This is a genomic window from Enterovibrio calviensis DSM 14347, assembly GCF_000621165.1.
GTDB lineage: Bacteria > Pseudomonadota > Gammaproteobacteria > Enterobacterales > Vibrionaceae > Enterovibrio > Enterovibrio calviensis.
On sequence record NZ_KK211217.1, the window covers coordinates 252,858 to 275,290 of the forward strand.

The 22,433-nt window shown below is 46.6% G+C and carries 21 protein-coding genes and 1 tRNA gene; 15 read left to right on the plus strand and 7 right to left on the minus strand.

The window, feature by feature from the left end:
- Window positions 1–325 precede the first annotated feature (325 nt).
- Window positions 326–715 carry a hypothetical protein gene (locus Q365_RS27245; RefSeq protein ID WP_028024893.1) on the plus strand — a complete coding sequence of 130 codons (390 nt, stop codon included), beginning with the start codon at window positions 326–328 and terminating at the stop codon, window positions 713–715.
- Window positions 716–802: 87 nt separating this feature from the next.
- Here the strand turns inward: Q365_RS27245 and Q365_RS0119350 are convergent, their stop codons facing one another.
- Window positions 803–1,531, minus strand: a complete 729-nt coding sequence (locus tag Q365_RS0119350; protein ID WP_028024894.1) for a hypothetical protein — start codon at window positions 1,529–1,531, stop codon at window positions 803–805.
- Between the two features lie 10 nt (window positions 1,532–1,541).
- Window positions 1,542–1,850, minus strand: a complete 309-nt coding sequence (locus tag Q365_RS0119355; RefSeq protein ID WP_028024895.1) for a hypothetical protein — start codon at window positions 1,848–1,850, stop codon at window positions 1,542–1,544.
- A gap of 424 nt (window positions 1,851–2,274) precedes the next feature.
- On the opposite strand from Q365_RS0119355, the gene galE reads away from it, so the two are divergent.
- The 3 genes from galE to Q365_RS0119370 all read left to right on the plus strand — a co-directional run bounded on the left by galE (window position 2,275) and on the right by Q365_RS0119370 (window position 5,067).
- Window positions 2,275–3,291, plus strand: a complete 1,017-nt coding sequence (gene galE / locus Q365_RS0119360) for a UDP-glucose 4-epimerase GalE (protein ID WP_028024896.1) — start codon at window positions 2,275–2,277, stop codon at window positions 3,289–3,291.
- Between the two features lie 103 nt (window positions 3,292–3,394).
- Window positions 3,395–3,787 (plus strand): VanZ family protein, encoded by a 393-nt coding sequence (locus Q365_RS0119365; RefSeq protein ID WP_028024897.1) that lies wholly within the window; start codon window positions 3,395–3,397, stop codon window positions 3,785–3,787.
- Between the two features lie 113 nt (window positions 3,788–3,900).
- The gene (locus Q365_RS0119370) at window positions 3,901–5,067 is read left to right on the plus strand and encodes a nucleotide sugar dehydrogenase (protein ID WP_028024898.1); all 1,167 of its coding nucleotides are present in this window, start codon (window positions 3,901–3,903) and stop codon (window positions 5,065–5,067) included.
- A 158-nt stretch (window positions 5,068–5,225) separates the two neighbouring features.
- Here Q365_RS0119370 and folD read toward each other — a convergent pair whose 3' ends face one another.
- From folD to Q365_RS25900, 4 genes are all read right to left on the minus strand, one after another.
- A complete protein-coding gene (gene folD, locus Q365_RS0119375; RefSeq protein ID WP_028024899.1) occupies window positions 5,226–6,080 on the minus strand; it encodes a bifunctional methylenetetrahydrofolate dehydrogenase/methenyltetrahydrofolate cyclohydrolase FolD in 855 nt (284 codons plus the stop codon).
- A 134-nt stretch (window positions 6,081–6,214) separates the two neighbouring features.
- Window positions 6,215–6,943 carry a serine protease family protein gene (locus Q365_RS0119380; protein ID WP_028024900.1) on the minus strand — a complete coding sequence of 243 codons (729 nt, stop codon included), beginning with the start codon at window positions 6,941–6,943 and terminating at the stop codon, window positions 6,215–6,217.
- Window positions 6,944–7,347: 404 nt separating this feature from the next.
- Entirely contained in the window at window positions 7,348–8,535 is a 1,188-nt protein-coding gene (locus tag Q365_RS0119385) for an MFS transporter (protein ID WP_028024901.1), read from the minus strand.
- Window positions 8,536–8,705: 170 nt separating this feature from the next.
- The gene (locus tag Q365_RS25900; protein WP_322786740.1) at window positions 8,706–9,146 is read right to left on the minus strand and encodes an MgtC/SapB family protein; all 441 of its coding nucleotides are present in this window, start codon (window positions 9,144–9,146) and stop codon (window positions 8,706–8,708) included.
- A 106-nt stretch (window positions 9,147–9,252) separates the two neighbouring features.
- Between Q365_RS25900 and Q365_RS0119395 the strand changes: the two genes are divergently transcribed.
- From Q365_RS0119395 to Q365_RS0119440, 10 genes are all read left to right on the plus strand, one after another.
- Window positions 9,253–9,329 (plus strand) — tRNA-Arg (locus Q365_RS0119395).
- 452 nt (window positions 9,330–9,781) lie between these two features.
- Window positions 9,782–11,083 carry a trigger factor gene (gene tig / locus Q365_RS0119400; RefSeq protein WP_028024902.1) on the plus strand — a complete coding sequence of 434 codons (1,302 nt, stop codon included), beginning with the start codon at window positions 9,782–9,784 and terminating at the stop codon, window positions 11,081–11,083.
- Window positions 11,084–11,190: 107 nt separating this feature from the next.
- Window positions 11,191–11,814 (plus strand): ATP-dependent Clp endopeptidase proteolytic subunit ClpP, encoded by a 624-nt coding sequence (gene clpP / locus Q365_RS0119405; RefSeq protein ID WP_028024903.1) that lies wholly within the window; start codon window positions 11,191–11,193, stop codon window positions 11,812–11,814.
- Window positions 11,815–11,952: 138 nt separating this feature from the next.
- Complete coding sequence (gene clpX / locus Q365_RS0119410; protein WP_028024904.1) at window positions 11,953–13,233, plus strand: ATP-dependent protease ATP-binding subunit ClpX; 1,281 nt, start codon at window positions 11,953–11,955, stop codon at window positions 13,231–13,233.
- A 159-nt stretch (window positions 13,234–13,392) separates the two neighbouring features.
- Window positions 13,393–15,756, plus strand: coding sequence for an endopeptidase La (gene lon / locus Q365_RS0119415; protein WP_028024905.1), 2,364 nt, complete (start codon window positions 13,393–13,395; stop codon window positions 15,754–15,756).
- 205 nt (window positions 15,757–15,961) lie between these two features.
- Window positions 15,962–16,234 (plus strand): nucleoid-associated protein HU-beta, encoded by a 273-nt coding sequence (hupB, locus tag Q365_RS0119420; RefSeq protein ID WP_028024906.1) that lies wholly within the window; start codon window positions 15,962–15,964, stop codon window positions 16,232–16,234.
- Between the two features lie 187 nt (window positions 16,235–16,421).
- Window positions 16,422–18,311, plus strand: a complete 1,890-nt coding sequence (gene ppiD / locus Q365_RS0119425; protein WP_028024907.1) for a peptidylprolyl isomerase — start codon at window positions 16,422–16,424, stop codon at window positions 18,309–18,311.
- Between the two features lie 183 nt (window positions 18,312–18,494).
- Complete coding sequence (locus Q365_RS0119430) at window positions 18,495–18,782, plus strand: ComEA family DNA-binding protein (RefSeq protein ID WP_028024908.1); 288 nt, start codon at window positions 18,495–18,497, stop codon at window positions 18,780–18,782.
- Window positions 18,783–19,089: 307 nt separating this feature from the next.
- Window positions 19,090–19,692, plus strand: coding sequence for a 5'-deoxynucleotidase (yfbR, locus tag Q365_RS0119435; protein ID WP_028024909.1), 603 nt, complete (start codon window positions 19,090–19,092; stop codon window positions 19,690–19,692).
- Window positions 19,679–21,034, plus strand: coding sequence for an anti-phage deoxyguanosine triphosphatase (locus Q365_RS0119440; protein ID WP_028024910.1), 1,356 nt, complete (start codon window positions 19,679–19,681; stop codon window positions 21,032–21,034). Before yfbR ends, Q365_RS0119440 begins: the two co-directional genes overlap by 14 nt.
- Window positions 21,035–21,064: 30 nt before the next feature.
- Here Q365_RS0119440 and Q365_RS0119445 read toward each other — a convergent pair whose 3' ends face one another.
- Window positions 21,065–21,775 carry a tRNA-uridine aminocarboxypropyltransferase gene (locus tag Q365_RS0119445; protein WP_028024911.1) on the minus strand — a complete coding sequence of 237 codons (711 nt, stop codon included), beginning with the start codon at window positions 21,773–21,775 and terminating at the stop codon, window positions 21,065–21,067.
- Window positions 21,776–21,824: 49 nt separating this feature from the next.
- Here Q365_RS0119445 and rrtA point away from each other — a divergent pair, with 49 nt between their 5' ends.
- Window positions 21,825–22,400: a rhombosortase gene (rrtA, locus tag Q365_RS25905; protein WP_035025386.1), complete on the plus strand. Its 576-nt coding sequence runs from the start codon at window positions 21,825–21,827 to the stop codon at window positions 22,398–22,400.
- The last annotated feature ends 33 nt before the right edge of the window (window positions 22,401–22,433 follow it).

The following is a 22,433-nucleotide window of genomic DNA, read 5'->3' on the forward strand; positions in this document are numbered from 1 at the left end:
TTAACAACGTAGGGAAAAACCGGTTTCCTTTTTGCTTGTTCAGTGCATGTATACCCAAACAACCTGAATCCTGCATCTTCAGGTTGCTTGGGTATATTGGGAGTTGTATGACGAACTCTGGTTTTAGAGCGCCAAATGTTCTGTAGGCTTGTAATGCTTTAATCAGTTTTTTTCGCGTGCCGTTAAGTGAAGGGCGATTAATTGTTTGACAGAATGAGAGGCTGTTAACCAGTGTTTTAATTGTTTGTCCATCGGAGCACCAAGAGGATCATCTCGATAAATTACATTGCACCAAGGTATATAGGGCAACGCACGGTTGGGCCGAATGAAATTTCTCCGTGTCAGCGAGGTAGGCATGCGGATTGAAGAGATATTTGCCACTCACTGCGATTGTCCGGCTGGGGTAGCACAGCTAATCGAGACAATTGCTCGACCAATGAATCGTGTGAAAGCGCTTTGTCAGGTACCTGCAGTTTGTAGAAGCATACGCCCCCGGTTGGGCTGGCTAAGTTGTGACCATTATTGCGCGGCGTCGTTCGCCGGTATCGGTATTCGTGGTGAGTTGTATCAAATGAATGAAACGGTCATGTATGTGGGTTTCATTGCGTTGTTTGCGGTTTACTTTGCTACTATTTTCCGCATTATCGCGAAGGTTAGTCAGTTGCTCGGCAAAGTACCGTTAATGGAAGATACGGTTAATCCAATAAGCGTTTAGCAAAGACATAGCGGCCTTAAAAGCGATGGGAAACCATCGCTTTTATGTTTCTAGGCATATGGGTAATGCAGCCCGTGAGGGTATAACTTACTGAATGATGTCTTTTAGCTTGTAATTACCCATTTCAACCAAGCCAACACCTTTACAGTAAACACGGTTTTGATATTCGCCTACCCAATTAAGAAATTGGCTTGCATATATGCACTCAAGCGTTTGGTCGCCAAATGGATAAGTGATCTCTGCGGCAACAATCATTGACATAGTGTCTTTGAAGTCTATTTTTTGCCCTACATTTTCAGGGAAACAATTATCCAGAATGGTTTCTTGTGTGCCAACATCAGCGCGTGCCGCGAGAGTGCCCAGCGGGACTGACGGGTAACCATTACTCACTTGATATGTATTTAGCACTTCTCTTATACATACGTTCTGAGAGTCATATGAGTTTGTGATTTTGATTTTGTTTGACGTATTTGTTCTCTCTAACCACTCCATACTCCAAACTGACTCACCATTGATAAACTCTTCTTCTTTAACCATCATGCCAGACGTCGGAACATAGGTTAAATGATAGTCTTTGACATTTTCTGGGTCGGTTGCATCAACTAGCTGAATTTGGGTTACTTTGGGTGTCGCGTATTCACCAACATTAATAGTGGCGGAAGATGAGTTGTTGCCCGCCCAGTTGCCGTCTTGATCAATAACGGTTTTACCATTGATTTGAATCTCACCCTCTACATTCAAAACAGCGTGGTCATTGGCTGCCATCGCCGTCGATGAAACCATTAGTGCTAGCGCTGTCATCATGAATTTTTTCATCATTACATCCTTATTGTGCTGAAATCGTTAGATTGCCTTGTACAACCATGCGCTGAGGTGCGTCTTTGCCCTTCGCAATGGTAAATGGCATGTCTGGTGTGGTCTTTACTGTGAGTGAATCGCCAGTTTTAACGGTCACTTCTTGGTAGGTCACACCAGTGGTTGCATCTGTTACAAGCGTTGCTTGTTCGAAAACGCTATCGGCTGACACGGTGTTGGATGAGCTGTCGCCGCCACCAGTATTGGTATCGGCGGAGCCGCCATCACTTCCGCCACAGCCTGCAAGCAATAACGCTAAACAGAGGGTGGTTTTTTTCATTGATTAGTACTCCATGTTGATGGAGGTGGTATTTTGACCACAAGCGAAATGGTTTTGAATAGGAGATGAATCGAAATCGGTTAATTTGCGAGATTATTCAATGGTGTAGCTGAAGAATCGTTAAGTTGCTCGATGGGAGAGGTTGTATATTTGTAACGTTTTTACTTCTAATTTCGTGGTTGGTCGCTTACGTATTGCTAAATTTCACTTCTTAGATATTACCTAATTCGAAGTTTTCTTACGCCTGTACATTAGCTTTCAGACGATCAGTGCATTGTCAGGCATCGGATAATTCGTATTTTATCTATATAATAAAGACAACATTTTTAGACATGTCCCTGCATGCTTAAGTAGCGCTGTTGAATTTGGGCTACCTTGATACAGACACGTTTGGGGCAAACTCAGTTTAGTTAAGGATTTCACAATGGACGTTTTAGTCACTGGTGGCGTTGGCTACATCGGCAGTCACACCTGTGTTCAAATGATTGAAGCAGGTTTGAACCCCATTCTTATAGATAACCTCCATAACAGCAAACTCGCAGTGCTAGATCGTATCGAGAAGCTGACAGGAAAAAGACCAGTTTTCTATCAAGGCGACATTCGCGACAAAGCATTCTTAGCGTCTGTGTTTGAAAAAGAAAGCGTTGACGCGGTTATTCATTTCGCGGGCTTAAAAGCCGTGGGTGAGTCAGTGGAAAAGCCTCTGGAATACTACGACAACAACGTAAACGGCACGCTGGTTTTGGTTGATGCGATGCGCGATGCTGGCGTTAAATCGATTATCTTTAGTTCATCTGCAACCGTTTATGGCGACCCTGCGTCGGTGCCAATCCGTGAAGATTTCCCAACGTCAGCGACTAATCCATATGGCCGAAGTAAGTTGATGGTCGAAGAGTGTTTGACTGATTTTCACAAGGCAAACCCTGATTGGAGCATCACGCTGCTTCGTTATTTCAACCCTGTAGGTTCACACAAATCTGGCGAGATGGGTGAAGACCCGCAAGGCATTCCAAATAACCTAATGCCGTTTATTTCTCAGGTTGCTGTTGGTCGTCGAGAGTATTTGTCTGTGTTTGGTGACGATTACCCAACCCCAGATGGGAGCGGTGTGCGTGACTATATTCATGTTGTTGACTTGGCGAATGGTCACTTGGCTGCGCTAGATAAAGTGGGCAAGAAAAACGGCCTTCATATTTATAACTTGGGCACGGGTGACGGTAAGAGTGTGCTTGAAATGGTTGCGGCCTTTAGCCAAGCCAGCGGTAAAGAGATTGCGTATCAAGTTGCTCCTCGTCGCGCTGGTGACATTGCCGAGTGTTGGGCTGATCCTGCTAAAGCGCGAACGGAACTTGGCTGGGAAGCAACGCACTCTTTAGATGACATGGTTGCTGATACTTGGCGTTGGCAGTCCAACAATCCAAATGGCTATCCAGACAATTAAGACAAAGGTCCAAGGGAATTAAATAAATAGGTCCTAGGAAAAGAAGATCCTAGGACCTATTCTTCCTTCTTTTTTCTGCATTTTTTACTAGGATTTCTATTCGTTGAAACAATCACCGTTACTTTTCGCCCTCTATGTCTCAGCACTGTGTATCGTATTGATTGGGTTGAGTTCATTATTTACAGGGATTGGTCTCTCAGCCATCAATATCGAAAGTCGTCACTTTTTCTTCGGTCATGGAGATTGGTTATTTCATTTCGCGCTTTTCCATCTAAGTGGCTGGCTTGTTTTTACTCTTGATTCAGGAAAGCGACGTTTTGCATGGTGTGTGCTCCTTGTCCTTGGTATTGCTTCTGAACTAGCTCAAACCTTCTGGGTTCAAGGGCGCGAAGGTAGCATCAGTGATGCGGTCGTGAATGTTCTCGCAGTGCTTTCTGTTTATCCACTTTCTCTTCTTCTTTCCTCTCTACGTCAACATCATCAAACCTCAAAATAAACGTCAGAAAATCTTCATGTTCTATATTTAAGATAAATAAAGATTTTGCTCTTGTTGATTAACGCGAGAGGCAGAACGAAAAGCAGTTATTTATCTTTTTGTGGGGTGAATGAATGAAGATAGCGGTAGCAGGAACAGGCTACGTCGGATTATCTAATGCCATGCTGCTTGCGCAGAATAATCAGGTGGTTGCGGTTGATATCTTGCCCGAAAAGGTTGAGATGCTTAACAACGGTATCTCAACTATCACAGACAAAGATATTGAGCACTTTCTTGCGCACAAAGAGCTGAAGTTCTATGCCACGTTAGACGGTGACGAAGCCTATGCGTGGGCTGATGTGGTGTTTATCGCGACGCCGACAGATTATGACCCCCACACTGATTTCTTTGATACGTCCTCGGTAGAGGCGGTGATTGCGAATGTCATACGCCTCAACCAAGACGCGATTATTGTGATCAAATCTACCGTTCCTGTTGGTTTTACTGAATCGGCAAGGCTGACCTATCAAACAGATAAATTGATATTTTCGCCTGAGTTTTTGCGCGAAGGTAAAGCACTTCAGGACAACCTCAACCCATCTCGTATTATTGTCGGTGCTCAGGACGATAACGCCAAAATGATTGCTGACCTGCTTTTAGAGGGCGCGGAGAAAAAAGAAGTACCCGTGCTCTTCATTCATTCCACAGAAGCCGAGGCGGTGAAGCTGTTTTCAAATACGTATCTTGCTATGAGGGTCGCGTACTTTAATGAGTTGGATTCTTATGCCGAGGCGCTTGGTTTGGAGTCCCGTGAAATCATAGAAGGGGTGTGTTTGGACCCAAGAATTGGTCACCATTACAATAACCCTTCGTTTGGTTATGGTGGATATTGCCTCCCGAAAGATACCAAGCAATTGCTTGCGAACTATCAAGCCGTTCCCAATAACATTATTGGTGCCATTGTGGATGCAAATCGGACTCGAAAAGATTTCATCGCCAATGCGATATTGGACAAAAAACCTCGTGTCGTTGGCATTTTTCGACTCATCATGAAATCGGGCTCTGATAACTTTCGTGCATCGTCTATTTTGGGTGTGATGAAGCGTATTAAAGCGAAGGGGATTGAGGTCGTGATTTATGAGCCAGTATATGAGGGGAAAACCCTGTTCAACTCGGAAGTGATGACTGACCTCGATTTGTTTAAGCAATGCGCTGATGTCATTGTATCAAACCGTATGGATGACACCTTGCTGGATGTCGAAGACAAAGTGTATACGAGGGATTTGTTTAGGGCTGATTGACTCAGCAGACGTGATTTTAGCTGCGTTATTTTGCTGCTTTATGAGGAGGGCTGAAACAATACAGTAGAAGCAATCCGAGAGAGAATATCCGAGAGAGAATAAAAGAAGCGAGGCTTTCTCCTCACTTCTTCATCATTTCTATGGTTATCTATCAGCGCTTACGAATGAAACTGCTCGCAGGCAAGTAGCGTGTTTTCAATCAGTGTCGCCACAGTCATTGGTCCTACACCACCTGGCACAGGGGTAATGTGGCTGGCATGTTCTCTTGCAACGTCATATTCCACGTCACCGACCAGTTTGCCATTTTCTAAACGGTTGATACCGACATCGATCACCACAGCACCGGGTTTGATCCAATCTCCAGGAATGAAGTTAGGCTTACCGACAGCAACAACAACTAGGTCGGCTTGGCGAATGTGGCCTTCAAGATCTTTGGTGAAGCGATGGCAAGTGGTCGTGGTGCATCCTGCTAGTAGGAGTTCCATGGTCATTGGGCGGCCGACAATATTTGACGCGCCAACCACGACGGCGTGCATGCCGCGAAGCGGAATGTTGTAGCGATCAAGCAGTGTAATAATGCCTTTCGGCGTGCATGAGCGAAGTTTTGGCATGCGCTGGCACAAACGACCGACGTTGTAAGGGTGGAATCCATCAACGTCTTTTTCTGGGTGAATACGTTCTAGAACGTTGGTTGCGTCCATTTGCGCTGGAAGTGGTAGTTGAACCAATATGCCGTCGATTTCCGAGTCGGCATTCAGCGTATCAATCAAGGCCAATAAATCAGCTTCGCTGGTGGTTGAAGGCAGATCGTAGGATTTCGAAACAAACCCCACTTCTTCACAAACACGACGCTTGCTTCCGACATAAACTTGCGAGGCGGCATCATCGCCCACAAGGACAACCGCTAAACCTGGCGCTCTTAGGCCAGCAGCTTTCCGCGCTTCAACGCGTGCTGCAACTTCTTGTCGAACGGTTTGAGAGATGATTTTTCCATCAATAATTTGGGCGGCCATGATTTTCCTTTGGCAAAGATACGGTCTGCAAAAAAGAGTGGGTATTTTGACAAAAAAACGGCGTAATGGCTATAGCGCAAACGTTTGCGCGATGATTGCTTTGTTTGTCCCGTACCAGAAGCTTTCTGAGTTGGCTAAAAAGACGCATTTTCACTCTCTGAAGGGTCTTTTAGGTTTGCGGTCAGTACACCGCTCGATTCACCATAGTAAGACTCAACGGCTTTCTCTATCCAAGGTTTTACATGCAGCGTGGAAACAAACACGGACGTCCTTTCGTTGCCTAGTTTGGTGCCGTCAAGTAGCTTAAATCCCGGTCCTGAAATACCCGAGATAATCCCTACGAGTTCGCCTTTATCGTTGAATACGCCACCACCACTCATTCCCGATTGCACGGGCGCGTCGGTAATACTGGCGGGGCACTTAGCAAACAAAGCACTGTCGACGAAGTTCACATCTATATAGTACTTGCCCTGACCAATAAGCACTTTGCCGGTAAGTCCCATTCCGATAGTGGTTGTGGCTTCGTCGGTACCTATCGTGCCAAGTGAGGAGAGGTTTTTTCCATCGTTATTTTCTTTGATGATGGCGACGTCGCAGTCAGGGTGGTAGGCGACAACAGAACTGTAGTCCAGTTTAGCAACATGTTTGGCGGTGAGGCTGAGTTCAGGGGTTATGGGAACACTGGAACCGTGGCCACCCAATACAAAGGGAATACCTATAGGTAGATAGTTTACGGCAGGTGCATTAGTTTCGTCGTGATAAGTATCTTCTGCATACTCGAGAGGGCCATTTATCAAAAAACACCCCTGTAGCAGTGACAATGAACACAATGACATGAAAACAGTGAGTAATCTGTTAAACATTCGAACCTTCCTGCTTTGATAGTAATCATCTTATTTATGAGACTATCACTTCAGGTGTGGAAAGTTAACGCGGCGGCAACAAAACTTTAACGAGTGTCACTCGATCACGATACATAGTGTGTTGTTGTTTGATGTTTTATAATTTGTTTACGTTTACGGGAATGGTGATTTCAACGCCTGTCATGCGCTAAAAATGCGAGTCAAAAATGACTATATTGAAATGAAAAAGAGTGTGGTCCGCTTTTGTTAGCGCATAGAATTTGTTCGAAACAACGGCAGTAATATAGAGCGGTGTGGAATTGGGGGAGAGGTAAAGCGATAAGTTTGCCAGCGTTTAACTGGCAAACCACATTGGTAACTTTCAGCTAGTACCCGTGTTGTTATTTAACGGGTACTCGAGGAATTTAGATATCGACAGAAACAGCGTCGTCGACACCGTTTGCACCACGAGTGCGGTTGCGTTTGGTGGAAACAAGCATGTAAATCAGTGTCGCAGCGAAACAGATAACAAAGTAGAACATCAAGCCATGATTCGCGCTCATGGCTTTGCCAGCAATCACTGGGCCAATGACGGAACCTACGCTGTAGCTCAGCAGCATTAATTCAGCCGCAGCCACAATTTTTGATTCACAAACTTTGCGACATGCCAACGTAATCGCAACTGGGTAGAGTGCGAACGCCGCAGCGCCAAGTAGGAACAGGCCTGCCATTAACCCCGCATCAACCGTCGCAATTTCAATCATTGCGATAGATAGCAAACCGACGAAGCAGAACATGGCCATAAGCAGTGCTTTTTCGACGCGTGAGTTTAACCAGCTCACCAAAGGCTGCACAGCCATACCACCTAGGATAACAACCGCCATTAGCATGCCGACTTGGTTGTGGCTGTATTGACGCTCAAGATCCAATGGCAACAAACCGTAAATAGAGCCCAAGATCAAACCTGACACGATACAACCGATGTAAGCAGCAGACGGCAGGTTGCGCATCTCTCTGAAGTTGATGCTTGAATGCTCGGTAACACGCGGCTGGCCTTTTTTGTACACCAGCGGCGGCAGCATCGCGGCAGAAAACAGACCCGCAACCACGATTAGGGGCATCGCGCCTTCAGTACCAAAAAATCCAATGCCAAGCTGTCCAAGTGCAGAGCCACCGTAAAGCGACGCCATGTATAAGCCAAGACGTTTTGCTCGTGCTTTTTCTGTGTCTGCCATCAGTAGCCATGATTCGATCACCACGAACACACCCGCAACGGCAACACCCGCAACGAAACGCGACGCCAGCCACATGCTTGGTGAAGCAACTAGAGCCATGGTCGCAACGGTCAACACGATCGCGATCAAAAAGCCAACCAACGCGGTGCGGTGGCCAATCTTTCCTACAATACGCGCACTGATCAACGCACCGCCCAATAGACCTGCGTAAAACACGCTTGCAAGCCATGAGGCAAGACTGACCGACATGCCTCGTGCTTCCAACGCAAGTGGAATAAGGCTCATCAGGAATCCTGATGCAACGGCAAATAGGCTTAGGCTAATAACAGGCACGAGTGGGCTGTTGCCATCAGTCCGAATGTCTAGGGTCTGTTGCAATGCTTTTTTCTCTAACGTAATGACAGAAAGTAAAAAAACCTGCTCAGAATGAGCAGGTTTGTATGGATTTCGTCGTGATTATTATTTCGCCAGCGATAAACGTAAAGTGAGATAAATTGCTAGTGACGAGCAAATTTTCTTATTGAGGTGTTTATGCAAAATCCTGCATTTTATTCGCCTTGAGAGGGCGATTTTTGGGGTTTTCTACGTGTGCTTTCCCACTTTTTATGCACGCCACGTCGTAACGCTGAAAAAGTGGATTCCACTTTATCTAAACCAACCAAAATAAAGAGGACAAATCCGCACAGTAAAAGGGCTTGTCGGCCATAATCAAATGCGATGATCATGCCTAAACCAGCCATGAGCCAAACGACGGCAGCAGAGGTTACACCTTGCACTTGACCGTCTCGCGCCATCATGACGCCAGCACCAAGAAAGACGACCAAAACCCAAGTGAGTCGATAATGAAATGATTTCATCGTAAAGGGGGAAAGTTTTATCGAGATCAAAGGCCAGTTTTTGATGTTTGCTTGATGTCTATATTGATGTCTATATTGATGTCTGTATTGATCAATAGCTAACGTTGCTAGAGAGCAAATGATGATAACTATGCTTGTTTCTTAGGCATTTGACACCAAAGCGTGAGGAAAAGCGTTGACGCAGTGACTATGACCCTTATAATCCGGCCTTGCATTCACACTCTCGTGTGGATCGTGTGCGCCCTTAGCTCAGCTGGATAGAGCAACGACCTTCTAAGTCGTGGGTCACAGGTTCGAATCCTGTAGGGCGCGCCATTCTCTTCCTGCTTTGCTTTTTTCTGCTCTACTCAGTTATCAGTTATCAGTATTTCGTTTTACTTATCTTCTAGTGTTCATCGCGCGAGTTTACATTCGTCGATAAAACCTCCAATTTTAGTTTTTCATCGCACGTGTTACGGGTATTAAATGCACTCAGCGTGAATCTTCTTTGATTTACCCCTTGAAATCCATTTTCTCGCCCCAATCTCACAGAAACACGACGATGGACCTAGCCTGTCTCGACTCGACAGGGCGGTGCGGCTATAATGGCGCGTCTTAAAAATCACGCCTCATATTTTGGGGTTATTTGATACGGGCGTTTTATCGCTTTGTATCCAGATTCACAGGCGCTATGGCGAATGAATCGCTGTAGCACGAAAGGATGCTACCGGCAGAAGCCGGGCAACATCACTCAGCAAACCTGAGTAAGTTTTGAGGTTAAATATACAATGCAAGTTACCGTTGAAACCACAGAAGGCCTGCAGCGCCACCTGACTATCACTGTTCCAGCAGCAAACATCGAAGATGCAGTGACTGCTGAACTACGCAACATTGCTAAAAATCGTCGTTTCGATGGTTTCCGCAAAGGTAAAGTGCCTTTGAAAATGGTTTCTCGTATGTACGGCTCAGCAGTACGTAACGACGTGATGGGTGAAGTGATGCAGCGTCATTTCATCGAAGCTATTATCAAAGAAAAAATCAACCCAGCGGGCGCACCAACTTTCACTCCAGTAGATACTGAAGAAGGCAAAGATTTGGTATTTAAAGCTTCTTTCGAAGTTTACCCAGAAATCGCGCTGAAAGATCTGGACAAAGTTGAAGTGGTTAAGCCACAAACTGACGTTAACGAAGATGACGTTGCTGAAATGATCGAGACCCTACGTAAGCAACAAGCTTCTTGGGCAGACGTTGAAGCAGCTGCACAAGCTGACAGCCGCGTAACTATCGACTTCATCGGTTCTATCGACGGTGAAGAGTTCGAAGGCGGTAAAGCAGAAGGCTTTGCGCTAGTTATGGGTCAAAACCGTATGATCCCAGGTTTTGAAGACGGCATCGTTGGTAAGAACGCTGGCGAAGAATTCACTATCGAAGTGAGCTTCCCAGAAGACTACCACGCTGAAAACCTGAAAGGTAAAGCAGCGAAGTTTGAAATCAAACTACACAAAGTTGAAGCGCAAGAGCTGCCAGAACTGACGGAAGAGTTCGTTGCACGTTTCGGCGTTGAAGACGGTAGCGTTGACGGCCTGAAAGCAGAAGTTCGTAAAAACATGGAACGCGAACTGAAGCAAGCTGTTAAAAACCGCATCAAAGAGCAAGTGATCGACGGTCTTGTTGAAAACAACGACATCGACGTTCCAGCTTCGCTGATCGATCAAGAAATCAACGTACTGCGTCAACAAGCAGTTCAACGTTTCGGTGGCAACGCTGAAAACGCACCAGAACTACCACGTGAGCTGTTCGAAGAACAAGCTAAGCGTCGCGTTGTTGTTGGTCTACTTCTTGGTGAAGTAATCAAAGCAGAAGAGCTGAAAGCAGACGAAGATCGTGTGAAAGCAATGATCGAAGAAATGGCTTCAGCTTACGAAGACCCATCAGAAGTGGTTTCTTACTACGCGAAAGATCAGCGTCTAATGGAGAACATGCGTAATGTTGCTCTTGAAGAACAAGCTATCGACGCATTGCTAGCTAAAGCACAAGTTTCTGAAAAAGCACAAAGCTTCTCTGAGCTAATGAACCCAGTTCAAGCATAAGTGCTAGAATTGTTGAGTGGACATTTGACTTAGAATTCACTCTTCTGATAACAATGGTCCGAATGAAGTATATTCATCCGGGCCATTTATTTTAGGGAAATAACACTATGAGCTTTCAAGAAAAAAACGGAATGCCTTCTATCATGGATGCGTTAGTGCCAATGGTGGTGGAACAAACCTCCCGCGGTGAACGTTCTTACGACATCTATTCCCGCTTGCTGAAAGAGCGAGTGATCTTTTTGACCGGTCAGGTTGAAGATCACATGGCGAATCTGGTTGTTGCGCAGTTGCTGTTTCTCGAGTCAGAAAACCCAGAAAAAGATATCTTTCTATACATTAACTCTCCAGGTGGCTCTGTCACTGCAGGTATGTCTATTTATGACACGATGCAGTACATTAAACCTGACGTGAGCACAGTATGTATGGGTCAAGCCTGTTCAATGGGCGCGTTTTTGCTTGCTGGTGGCGCGAAAGACAAGCGTTTCTGTCTTCCGAACTCACGTGTGATGATCCACCAACCGCTAGGCGGCTTCCAAGGCCAAGCGTCGGATATTCAAATCCATGCGCAAGAAATTTTGACCATCAAGAACAAGCTAAACACCTTGCTTGCAGAGCATACTGGTCAGCCGCTGGAAGTGATTGAACGTGATACCGATCGTGACAACTTCATGGCCGCGCAAGATGCGAAAGACTATGGCTTGGTTGATGCGATATTAAATAAGCGCGATTAATTTTTTAGTTCTGAGATAGTTAGGGGATTTTCCCCTTACTATTTTGGAATTGAGTCTTGCGGCTGTCGGAAATTTCCTCCGAGTTGTTATAGACTCAGATCATGGCAAACATGGGCGAAAGCCTAAAGAGGTTAGCGAATGACAGACAAGCGAAAAGACGGTGGCAGCGGCAAACTGCTGTACTGCTCTTTCTGCGGCAAAAGCCAGCATGAAGTGCGCAAGTTAATTGCTGGACCTTCTGTTTATATCTGCGATGAGTGTGTTGACCTATGTAACGACATCATTCGTGAAGAAATAAAAGAGGTCATGCCGAAGCGCGACAGCAACGAGCTTCCGACACCACAGGAAATCCGATCTCACCTTGATGATTACGTCATCGGTCAAGACAGAGCGAAGAAAGTGCTCTCTGTGGCGGTATATAACCACTACAAGCGTCTGAGAAACGGTGATACGACTGCAGAAGGCGTTGAGCTTGGCAAGAGTAACATCTTGTTGATCGGTCCAACGGGTAGCGGTAAGACCTTGCTTGCAGAAACGCTGGCGCGTTTTCTAGATGTACCGTTCACAATGGCAGATGCAACCACGTTAACCGAAGCCGGTTATGTGGGTGAAGATGTTGAGAACATTATCCAGAAACTGCTTCAGAAATGTGATTATGACGTCGCCAAAGCAGAGCGCGGAATCGTTTATATCGATGAAATCGATAAGATCTCTCGCAAGTCTGATAACCCTTCAATTACACGTGATGTGTCAGGCGAAGGTGTTCAGCAGGCGCTGTTGAAATTGGTTGAAGGCACTATTGCTTCTGTTCCACCACAAGGTGGCCGCAAGCACCCACAACAAGAATTCCTGCAGGTTGATACCTCTAAGATTCTGTTTATCTGTGGCGGTGCGTTTGCTGGTCTCGACAAAGTGGTCGATCAACGTGTAGCAAAAGGCAGCGGCATTGGTTTTGGTGCGGAAGTCCGTTCTAAAGACCAAAAAGCGACACTTAGCGATTTGTTCAGCAAAGTTGAACCAGAAGATCTGGTGAAATATGGTCTGATCCCTGAGTTCATTGGTCGTTTGCCTGTGACGGCAACGCTGACTGAACTGGATCAAGATGCGCTGGTACAAATTCTGCGCGAGCCGAAGAACGCACTGACGAAACAGTATGCTGCGTTACTGGAGCTTGACGGCGTTGAACTTGAATTCCGCGATGACGCGTTAACGGCGATTGCTCAAAAGGCAATGGATCGTAAAACAGGTGCTCGTGGCTTGCGTTCAATCGTTGAAGCGGTATTGCTAGACACTATGTACGATTTGCCATCGAGCAAAGATGTATCCAAAGTGGTTATCGACGAGTCGGTTATCAAAGGTGAATCAGAACCTTTGCTAATTTACGAAGCGGCTGAAAATCAAGCGGCTGGTGCGGAATAACGCGCACTTGACGTACGGTTAAATTGCGTATTTAACCAACAAATTATAAAAAAAAAGGGAGCGTTCGCTCCCTTTTTTACATTCTGCTTGGTATGCCGTTGAATCCTGACAAACTATCCCCATATACTCATTAGTATCTAAAACGGAAGAGAGAAAAATATGAACTTGGAGCGTTCCGAGCGCATTGAGATTCCGGTCCTGCCTTTGCGTGACGTGGTTGTTTATCCTCATATGGTTATTCCACTATTTGTGGGAAGGGATAAATCAATTCGTTGCCTTGAAGCAGCGATGGACAATGATAAGCAGATTTTATTGGTTGCGCAGAAAGATGCAGCAACTGACGACCCATCCATTGCCGACCTGTATGAAGTGGGTACAGTCGCGTCTATCTTGCAGTTGCTAAAACTTCCTGATGGCACCGTGAAAGTGCTGGTGGAAGGTCTTCAGCGTGCAGAAATTAAAAAATTCCGCGAAGATGACTTCTTTATTGCTGATGCTCAGTACACAGAAACCCCAGAAATGGATGAGCGTGAGCAAGAAGTGCTGGTGCGTACAGCCATCAGCCAGTTTGAGGGCTTCATTAAGCTCAATAAGAAGATCCCACCGGAAGTACTGACTTCGCTAAATGGTATTGAAGAAGCCGCACGTTTGGCAGATACCATTGCGGCGCACATGCCATTGAAGTTGCACGATAAGCAGCAAGTGCTTGAAATCGTGGATATCGCTGAGCGCCTTGAGTTTTTGATGACCATGATGGAATCAGAAATCGATCTGCTACAGGTTGAGAAACGTATTCGAAGCCGCGTGAAAAAGCAGATGGAAAAGAGCCAGCGCGAGTACTACCTCAATGAGCAGATGAAGGCTATCCAGAAAGAACTGGGTGAGCTAGATGATGCGCCTGACGAATTTGAAAGTCTGAAGCTGAAGATTGAAGAATCGAAAATGCCTCAGGAAGCCAAAGAGAAGACTGAGCAAGAGCTTCAAAAGCTCAAGATGATGTCGCCTATGTCGGCAGAAGCCACGGTTGTTCGCAGCTATATCGATTGGATGGTGAGTGTGCCATGGTCGAAGCGTTCAAAAGTGAAAAAGGATTTGGCGAAAGCCGAAGAAATTCTTAACTCTGATCATTATGGTCTTGAGCGTGTGAAAGAACGCATTCTTGAGTACCTCGCAGTACAAAACCGGATCAATAAGCTGAAAGGCCCAATCCTTTGCTTGGTAGGTCCTCCTGGTGTCGGTAAAACCTCGCTGGGTCAGTCAATCGCGAAAGCGACAGGCCGTAAATACACCCGTATGGCGCTAGGCGGCGTGCGTGACGAAGCTGAAATTCGCGGTCACCGTCGTACCTACATTGGTTCATTGCCGGGCAAACTTATCCAGAAAATGGCGAAAGTGGGCGTGAAAAACCCATTGTTCCTGCTGGATGAGATCGACAAGATGTCTTCAGACATGCGCGGCGACCCGTCGTCAGCATTGCTAGAGGTTCTGGACCCCGAGCAAAACAATGCGTTCAACGACCATTATTTGGAAGTTGACTACGACTTGTCTGACGTGATGTTTGTAGCAACGTCGAACTCGATGAATATCCCTGGTCCTTTGCTTGACCGTATGGAAGTAATTCGTCTTTCCGGTTACACGGAAGATGAGAAGCTAAACATCGCTAAGCAGCACTTGTTGGATAAACAAGTTCAGCGCAATGGCCTCAAGCCTAGCGAAATCAAGATTGAAGACTCGGCCATCATTGGCATCATTCGTTACTACACGCGTGAAGCGGGTGTCCGTAGCCTTGAGCGTGAGATTTCGAAGCTGTGCCGTAAAGCAGTGAAAGAAATCTTGCTGAACAAAGAGCTGAAATCCATCACCATCGATCAAGATAACTTGAAAGATTACTTGGGCGTGCAGCGTTTTGACTTCGGTAAAGCGGACGAGAGCAATCGCGTTGGACAGGTCACTGGCCTTGCATGGACATCAGTGGGCGGCGATTTGCTGACTATTGAGACCGAATCTATGCCGGGTAAAGGTAAACTTTCGCAAACAGGCTCGCTGGGCGATGTGATGCAAGAGTCTATCCAAGCGGCGATGACGGTGGTGCGTACACGTGCTGAGAAGTTGGGTATTAATAACGACTTCTACGAAAAACGCGACATTCATGTCCACGTACCAGAAGGTGCAACACCGAAAGATGGCCCAAGTGCGGGTATCGCGATGTGTACGGCACTGGTTTCTAGCCTAACAGGTAACCCTGTACGTTCTGATGTGGCGATGACGGGTGAAATCACGTTGCGTGGTGAAGTGCTCCCGATTGGCGGCTTGAAGGAAAAACTTCTTGCGGCTCACCGTGGCGGAATTAAAACGGTGATCATTCCAAAAGAGAATGAACGTGATCTGGAAGAGATTCCTGACAATGTGAAAGCGGACCTCGATATCCATGCTGTGCGCTGGATCGACGATGTTCTGACCCTTGCATTGCAGGACAACCCGCTAGGAATCGAGCTTGTCACCGCGAAAAAGAGTGACGCGTAGCAAAATTAAGCAACGTAAAAGGCTGACAGTCAGTAAAAGGCTTGTCAGCCTTTTTTTTGAGGGCTAAGTTAAGAGAAACGCTGCAAGCCCTTAATACATAACAGCTACAGCGTTTTACAGCCTAGTTTGATAACTAAGGCGATGACTAATTATTCGCCACCGCAAAAAATGGGATTTGTGGTTCGTTTGTAAAGGGGATGAAAAAGTGAACAAGTCGCAGTTAATTGATAAAATCGCAGAAGACGCAGATCTGTCTAAAGCATCAGCGGGTCGCGCACTAGACGCACTGATTGACGCAGTATCAGGCAGCCTGAAAGATGGTGATCAAGTGGCTCTAGTGGGTTTTGGTACGTTCTCTGTTCGTGAGCGTTCAGCACGTACTGGTCGTAACCCACAGACTGGCGCTGAAATTGATATTCCAGCAGCAAAAGTACCTGGCTTTAAAGCGGGTAAAGCTCTGAAAGACGCGGTTAACTAATCTTAGTTTTACGATTGCTCTTTGTCGCAGAGAGCCTAGTTAATGGCTGTAATGTCTGAGACATCAGCGTATAATCGGGCTTAATCAGAGTGTAAAGGCGCATCTCGGGATGCGCTTTTTTAGTTTTTAATTACTGAGTTTTATTTTTAAGACGAACGTTTCAATTTAGCAGGAGTGGCGGCACGTTATGATGGAGCGACTACGCGAAGGCGTAAACAGCATCGCGGTTAAGATCATCTTAAGCCTTATTATCTTTTCCTTTGCCTTTGCGGGTGTCGGTGGTTACCTAGCAGGTGGCACTGAGGTTCCAGCGGCTAAAGTGGGTGATCTAGAAATTAGCCGCAGCCAATTTGAGCAAGCTTATCAAAATGAGCGCGCGCAAATGCAATCACAAGCAGGAGAATTCTTCTCAACGTTGTTGAGCGATCCTAGCTATCTGGCTCAATTCCGTCGCAGTGTTCTTGACCGCATGGTAGACCAATCTCTTCTTGATCAAGAAGCAGACAGACTGGGTCTTCGCGTGAGTGATTTGCAGATAAAGCAATCAATCCGCGAAATGCAGGCATTTTCAAGCAACGGTGTGTTTAATAACGATCTGTACCTATCGGCACTACGTCGTAATGGCCTAAGCCCAGATCAGTTTGCCGAATACGTTCGTCAAGACATGGTTCGTGAACAACTCGTGAATGCACTGCTAAACAGTGAGTTTGCGTTGGAAGACGAACTAGAAGCTTTGTATAAGCTTGAAGGTCAAACGCGTACTGTTCGTACGTTGACACTGCCACTCGCTGATTTTGCAGATCAAGCAGACATCACGGCTGAGCAGAAAGCTGCGTACTATGAGCAAAACCCGGGTCAATTTGTTCGTCCAGAGCAGTACAAGCTGTCTTATGTTGAACTGACGGGCGCAGGCGTTGCCGATGTTGCTGACATCACTGACGAAGAAGCAAAAACGTACTACGAGGCGAACCTTGCTTCTTATGGCACGTCTGAGCAACGTAAAGTTAGCCACATTATGATCCAAGGCGACGACAGCGCTGCGCAAGATAAAGCAAAGGAAGTTCTTGCTGAATTGAATGCGGGTGCTGATTTTGCAGAATTGGCTAAGACGCGTTCTGATGACACGTTCAGTGCAGAGCAAGGCGGTCAACTTGATTGGTTCGATAAAGGCGTGATGGATGCCGCGTTCGAAGATGCCGCGTTTGCATTGGTAAATGCTGGTGATGTTTCTGACGTTGTTCAATCTGACTTTGGTTTCCACATCATTCAACTGGATGAAGTGAAACCTTCAGATGCGAAGCCTTTCGCTGAAGTTCGTGATGAGATTATTGCGCGATTGAAGCAACAGCATGCAGCAGAGAAGTTCTATGCACTATCAAACGAACTGGCTGAGAAAGCGTTTGAAATGCCAGACAACCTTGATGAAGCCGCTGCATCAGCGAACACCAATGTGACGAAGACTGACTTTATCGCATTGAATGAGCTTTCTGGTTCGCTTGCTAACCCTACTGTGGTTCAAGCATTGCAAACCCCAGAAGTGCGTGAAGATGGCTTGAACTCTGACATCATTGAGATTGCGCCAGAGCATGTCATTGTTGTGCGTGTCGACGAGGTGCGTCCTGAAACAGTGTTGCCATATGAAGAAGTGGAAGCACAAGTGACCACATTGCTGAAACGCCAAGAAGGCGAGAAAGCAGCAAACGCACTTGCGGATACTTTGTTGGCGGAATTGAATGATGGCAACGATGCTGGTGTGAATGCTTCTGGTTATGTATTCAGCAAAGCGGCAGAGCTTGCTCGTATGTCTCCTGAGCGTGAAGTGGTTGAGTTAGTCTTTACTCTGCCAGCGCCTGCAAAGGATGCTAGCGAGTATGGCCAAACGCGTTCTGTTAATGGCGATGTGCTCATTGTGGCTCTGGATAGCGTCAAAGACCCAGAGACCGAAAGCATTAGCCTAGAGAGCCAAATGGCTGATCGCGTCGCGCGTTCAACCGCTAACGCTGATCTAACTGCGTTGATTGCACAGTTGAAAGAAAACACAGAAGTGACTTACTCATTAGAAACGGCGGAGCAATAATCACGGATATTTTGAAGTGATTGCTAGACTGTTGTAATTGACTAGTCACATCGACGGGGAGCTTTAAGCTCCCCGTCGTTTTTTTATGCATGGAAATGGAGCTAATACGGGCGACCCTTATGCTGGAGTGGATTTTGTGCAAATCATCTTGATCAACAATCTATTCATATTGAGGAATCGGACATGTTAAAAACTCTTATTTCGTCGTTGGTGCTGACGATGGCGTTACTCGCGAGCCCAGCAGTTTCGGCGCAAGACGGCGCGCAAGGCACCCCTGTTGAGGTGAACATCAATACCGCTGAAGTCGAAGAGCTGGATAAGTATCTGGAAGGTATTGGTAAGAAAAAAGCGCAAGCTATCATCGATTTTCGTGACGAAAATGGTGCGTTTGATACCATTGATGCACTGTCAGGAGTTAAAGGGATTGGCAATGCTATCGTAGAAAAGAATCGCGACCGCATAACGCTCTAATTCACAACAACAAGGCTGTGTGTTGGGGAGCACGCTCTCCCTATCTATTTCATTGTTCGCTATCTTCTTTCAGTATTCAGTATTCAGTATTCAGTTTTCTTCTCTCGTCTTTTTCAGTCTTTGATGTTCTTCTTAGTTTGAGTTGTCCGGTTATTGCTTTAGGCAGGTTTTTTACGCGAAAAGCTTGAGAAAACCGCAGCAGCACAACAGAATGGATCAAGATCTCTCGTTTCAACCACGCTAAGTCAACTAAGCTAAGCCAACCAAGCTAAGTCAACCAAGCTAACTCAGCTAAGCCAAGGATGCCATGAGCCAGAAACATAGCCACTTCTTTGCCCATCTTGCCAGAATGAAACTCATCTATCGCTGGCCGTTAATGCGAAATGTGTTCAATGAGAATATCTCTGAACATAGCCTTCAAGTCGCGTTTGTCGCGCATGCTCTTGCTTTGATAGACAACAAAAAATTTGGCGGGAATCATTCCCCAGAGCGCGTGGCGCTGCTCGCCATGTTTCACGATTGCAGTGAAGTATTTACGGGGGATTTACCGACGCCTATTAAATACTTCAATCCCGCTATTGCTGACGAATACAAAAAGATTGAGCGCATTGCCGAAGACAAACTGATCTCCATGCTTCCAGAAGAGTTTCGCGACGACTATCGTCCATTGATTGATAGCGAAGCAATTGATGCCGAGGACTACAACATTGTTAAGCAAGCCGACGCGATATGCGCGTATTTGAAGTGCTTGGAAGAGCTGTCGGCAGGGAACCATGAGTTCGAACAGGCAAAGCGTCGCCTAGAAACCACCATGGAACAAAGAGGCAGTAAAGCCACTGCGTACTTTATGTCGACGTTTGCCGTTAGCTTTGGCTTAACGCTTGATGAGATCAGTGATGAACAAATTTGATGTTTCCTCTGCATGGGAAGCGCGTTTAGCCCAAGAGAATAAGCAACGCCGGAATGACAAGCGCACGGTGTTTCAGCGCGACCGTGCGCGCATATTGCATTCTGCTGCGTTTAGACGACTGCAAGCCAAAACGCAGGTGCTGGGTGCCGAGCACAGCGACTTCTATCGCACGCGTTTGACGCACTCTCTCGAAGTCTCCCAAATTGGTACAGGGATTGTTGCTCAACTTAAAGAGAAGCAGCCCGATTTTCGCTCTCTGCTCCCGTCGACCAGTTTGATGGAAAGCTTGTGTCTGGCACATGATATTGGTCATCCGCCGTATGGTCATGGCGGCGAAATCGCTCTCAATTACATGATGCGCAATGATGATGGCTTTGAAGGTAATGCTCAAACATTTCGAATTGTCTCTTTGCTAGAACCTTATACCGAGCATGATGGCATGAACTTGGCGCGCCGAACGCTATTGGGCTTGTTGAAATATCCGACCTTGCTTAAGCATACCCGACGTCACCAACTGCCTGAGGACGTGAGCGCGTTTCGCCATTTAAGAGCGGCGGAGTGGCACCCTGCCAAAGGCATATACCAAGATGATGCCGATCGGTTTGATTGGGTGTTAGGTGCGTTATCAGACGATGATGCAGCGCTGTTTACTTCGCTTCGACGTGAGCCGACCAATAGCGATCATGGACGCAGTGAATACAAATCGCTGGATTGCTCCATCATGGAACTGGCTGACGACATTGCTTATGGTGTGCACGATCTAGAAGATGCGATTGTGATGGGCATTGTGCAGCGCGATCAATGGCAAGAAGCCGTTGCTAGTAAGATTGCGGAGTGCGGTGACCCATGGCTCGAATCCAATATTGGCCATTTGAGCGAACAAATGTTTGGCCAGCACCACGAGCGCAAAGATGCCATTGGCGCTCTTGTGAACACCTTGCTGACGTCGATAGCCATCGAACCCGCTGTGCAAAATGGAGTGAATCGGTTTGACGATCCGCTTTTACAGTGGAATGCCAAATTGACCGATGTGATGCACCACGTGCTGGGGGTACTCAAGGCATTTGTGAGTGAATATGTGGTACAAAAACCCGAGCTTCAAGTGATTGAATACAAGGGACAGCAATTGGTGATGGAGTTGTTCGAAGCGTTTGATGCTGACCCGAATCGTTTGTTGCCAGAGGCCACTCGAGCACAATGGCGACAAGATGTGGCGGAGGGGAAAACAGGTCGACGTGTCATCGCAGACTATATTTCAGCGATGACGGATGGTTATGCCCAACGCCTGTACGCCACAATGTTTACAGCGGTCAATCAAGGGCCATTGCATCAAGCTCGTTAGGAAATAGGAGAGCAGGACCTTAACCTCTTTTCATTCATCTTTTTTCCCGTAATGCCGCTCATATACCCCTGGCGGCATTTGGCTTATCTGAAACTCTATCATCCCATCAAATGCGGTCAGCAATGGCTGATAGCGCTCACCATCATGAGTCATGGCTGATAGAGCGTAATATCCCGCTTCTACTGTCGACAGTCCGCCTTCAATCGGTGATTTACGAATGCGGTAATTTCCTTCACTAATGTCATCGAGCTTCACTGCTGGCAAGCTATGTAAGTTGCGCGAAAGCTGGTACATCTTAAATGCTTTTCGCCATGTCCCATCAAGCAAGATTATCCCGCGCGCGTTTTTTGTATCGGTATCGTTATGGGTACCGATATGAGCAGGGGTATCTATATGAGTAGGGATATCGATATCTGCGTGGTCTTTGTCATTTGCAGTCGCTTGCCAACGAGAGATGGGCACGGCGTCATCGGAAGGGTAGAGCAATGCAAAATCGATGTTCTCTGTAGCCAACTTGGTATTCAGTTCGGCATGGTCAGAAAAATCCTCACCCACGAACAAGGCGCAATGAGGTAGCGACAGCGACAAAATACGTGCTGTACCAATGGGCTGATTCACTTCTGATGGGTGCTGAAGCACGATGACTGGCACGTCACTGTCAATGCGTGAAATGAAGTGACAAATACAGGCCTTTTTGGCTTTCCCGCAATGTTCGCAATATCGACTGGCTTTCTTATTCATTACCACGGTACGCTATAACTAAATGAAATCTCGAGCGTTGGAGACACGATTGTCAGTTTCTCGAATACTGGTTCTTTTGGTGGTTATCACCTTGTTCGCACAGGTTCCCGTTGTTCATCAGGCGCTGGTTTGGGATCGCCTTGAAATTCAAGCGGGTCAGTGGTGGCGAATCGTAACAGGAAACCTGACTCACACCAATGCCATACACATGATGATGAATTTGGCGGCACTATTTGTTTTGGTGTGGTTGCACCGTGTCTATTATTCATCCCGAGCGTTAATCATGATGTTCGCCAGCATGATGGTTGTCATTGGGCTTGTGATGTTTATGAGTCCATTTGATTGGTACGCGGGGCTTTCCGGTGTGTTACATGGTTTGTTCGTTTTTGGTGTAGTGCGAGACATTCAGAACAAAGTACCGCTGGGATGGCTGATGTTAGGCGGTGTGACGCTCAAGCTACTGTACGAAGCTTATACCGGTGGAGATTCCATGACAGCCGAGCTGATCGAAGCGGGTGTGGCGTATCAGGCTCATTGGGCGGGGGCGGCTGTGGGGTTGGTCTTTGCCTTGGTTTGGAAAGAAAGTGCTGGTAAGGATAGTCAGGACATAGGACCTAGGACCTAGGACCGCATTTCTGCGATCCCAGCTCCCAGTCTC

Bases quoted from the DNA above. Each gene is read 5' to 3' on its own strand.
- Q365_RS27245 (WP_028024893.1), top strand. From the start codon at position 326: ATGAAATTTCTCCGTGTCAGCGAGGTAGGCATGCGGATTGAAGAGATA.
- Q365_RS0119350 (WP_028024894.1), bottom strand. From the start codon at position 1,531: ATGAAAAAATTCATGATGACAGCGCTAGCACTAATGGTTTCATCGACG.
- Q365_RS0119355 (WP_028024895.1), bottom strand. From the start codon at position 1,850: ATGAAAAAAACCACCCTCTGTTTAGCGTTATTGCTTGCAGGCTGTGGC.
- galE (WP_028024896.1), top strand. From the start codon at position 2,275: ATGGACGTTTTAGTCACTGGTGGCGTTGGCTACATCGGCAGTCACACC.
- Q365_RS0119370 (WP_028024898.1), top strand. From the start codon at position 3,901: ATGAAGATAGCGGTAGCAGGAACAGGCTACGTCGGATTATCTAATGCC.
- folD (WP_028024899.1), bottom strand. From the start codon at position 6,080: ATGGCCGCCCAAATTATTGATGGAAAAATCATCTCTCAAACCGTTCGA.
- Q365_RS0119380 (WP_028024900.1), bottom strand. From the start codon at position 6,943: ATGTTTAACAGATTACTCACTGTTTTCATGTCATTGTGTTCATTGTCA.
- tig (WP_028024902.1), top strand. From the start codon at position 9,782: ATGCAAGTTACCGTTGAAACCACAGAAGGCCTGCAGCGCCACCTGACT.
- clpP (WP_028024903.1), top strand. From the start codon at position 11,191: ATGAGCTTTCAAGAAAAAAACGGAATGCCTTCTATCATGGATGCGTTA.
- clpX (WP_028024904.1), top strand. From the start codon at position 11,953: ATGACAGACAAGCGAAAAGACGGTGGCAGCGGCAAACTGCTGTACTGC.
- lon (WP_028024905.1), top strand. From the start codon at position 13,393: ATGAACTTGGAGCGTTCCGAGCGCATTGAGATTCCGGTCCTGCCTTTG.
- ppiD (WP_028024907.1), top strand. From the start codon at position 16,422: ATGATGGAGCGACTACGCGAAGGCGTAAACAGCATCGCGGTTAAGATC.
- Q365_RS0119430 (WP_028024908.1), top strand. From the start codon at position 18,495: ATGTTAAAAACTCTTATTTCGTCGTTGGTGCTGACGATGGCGTTACTC.
- yfbR (WP_028024909.1), top strand. From the start codon at position 19,090: ATGAGCCAGAAACATAGCCACTTCTTTGCCCATCTTGCCAGAATGAAA.
- Q365_RS0119440 (WP_028024910.1), top strand. From the start codon at position 19,679: ATGAACAAATTTGATGTTTCCTCTGCATGGGAAGCGCGTTTAGCCCAA.
- Q365_RS0119445 (WP_028024911.1), bottom strand. From the start codon at position 21,775: ATGAATAAGAAAGCCAGTCGATATTGCGAACATTGCGGGAAAGCCAAA.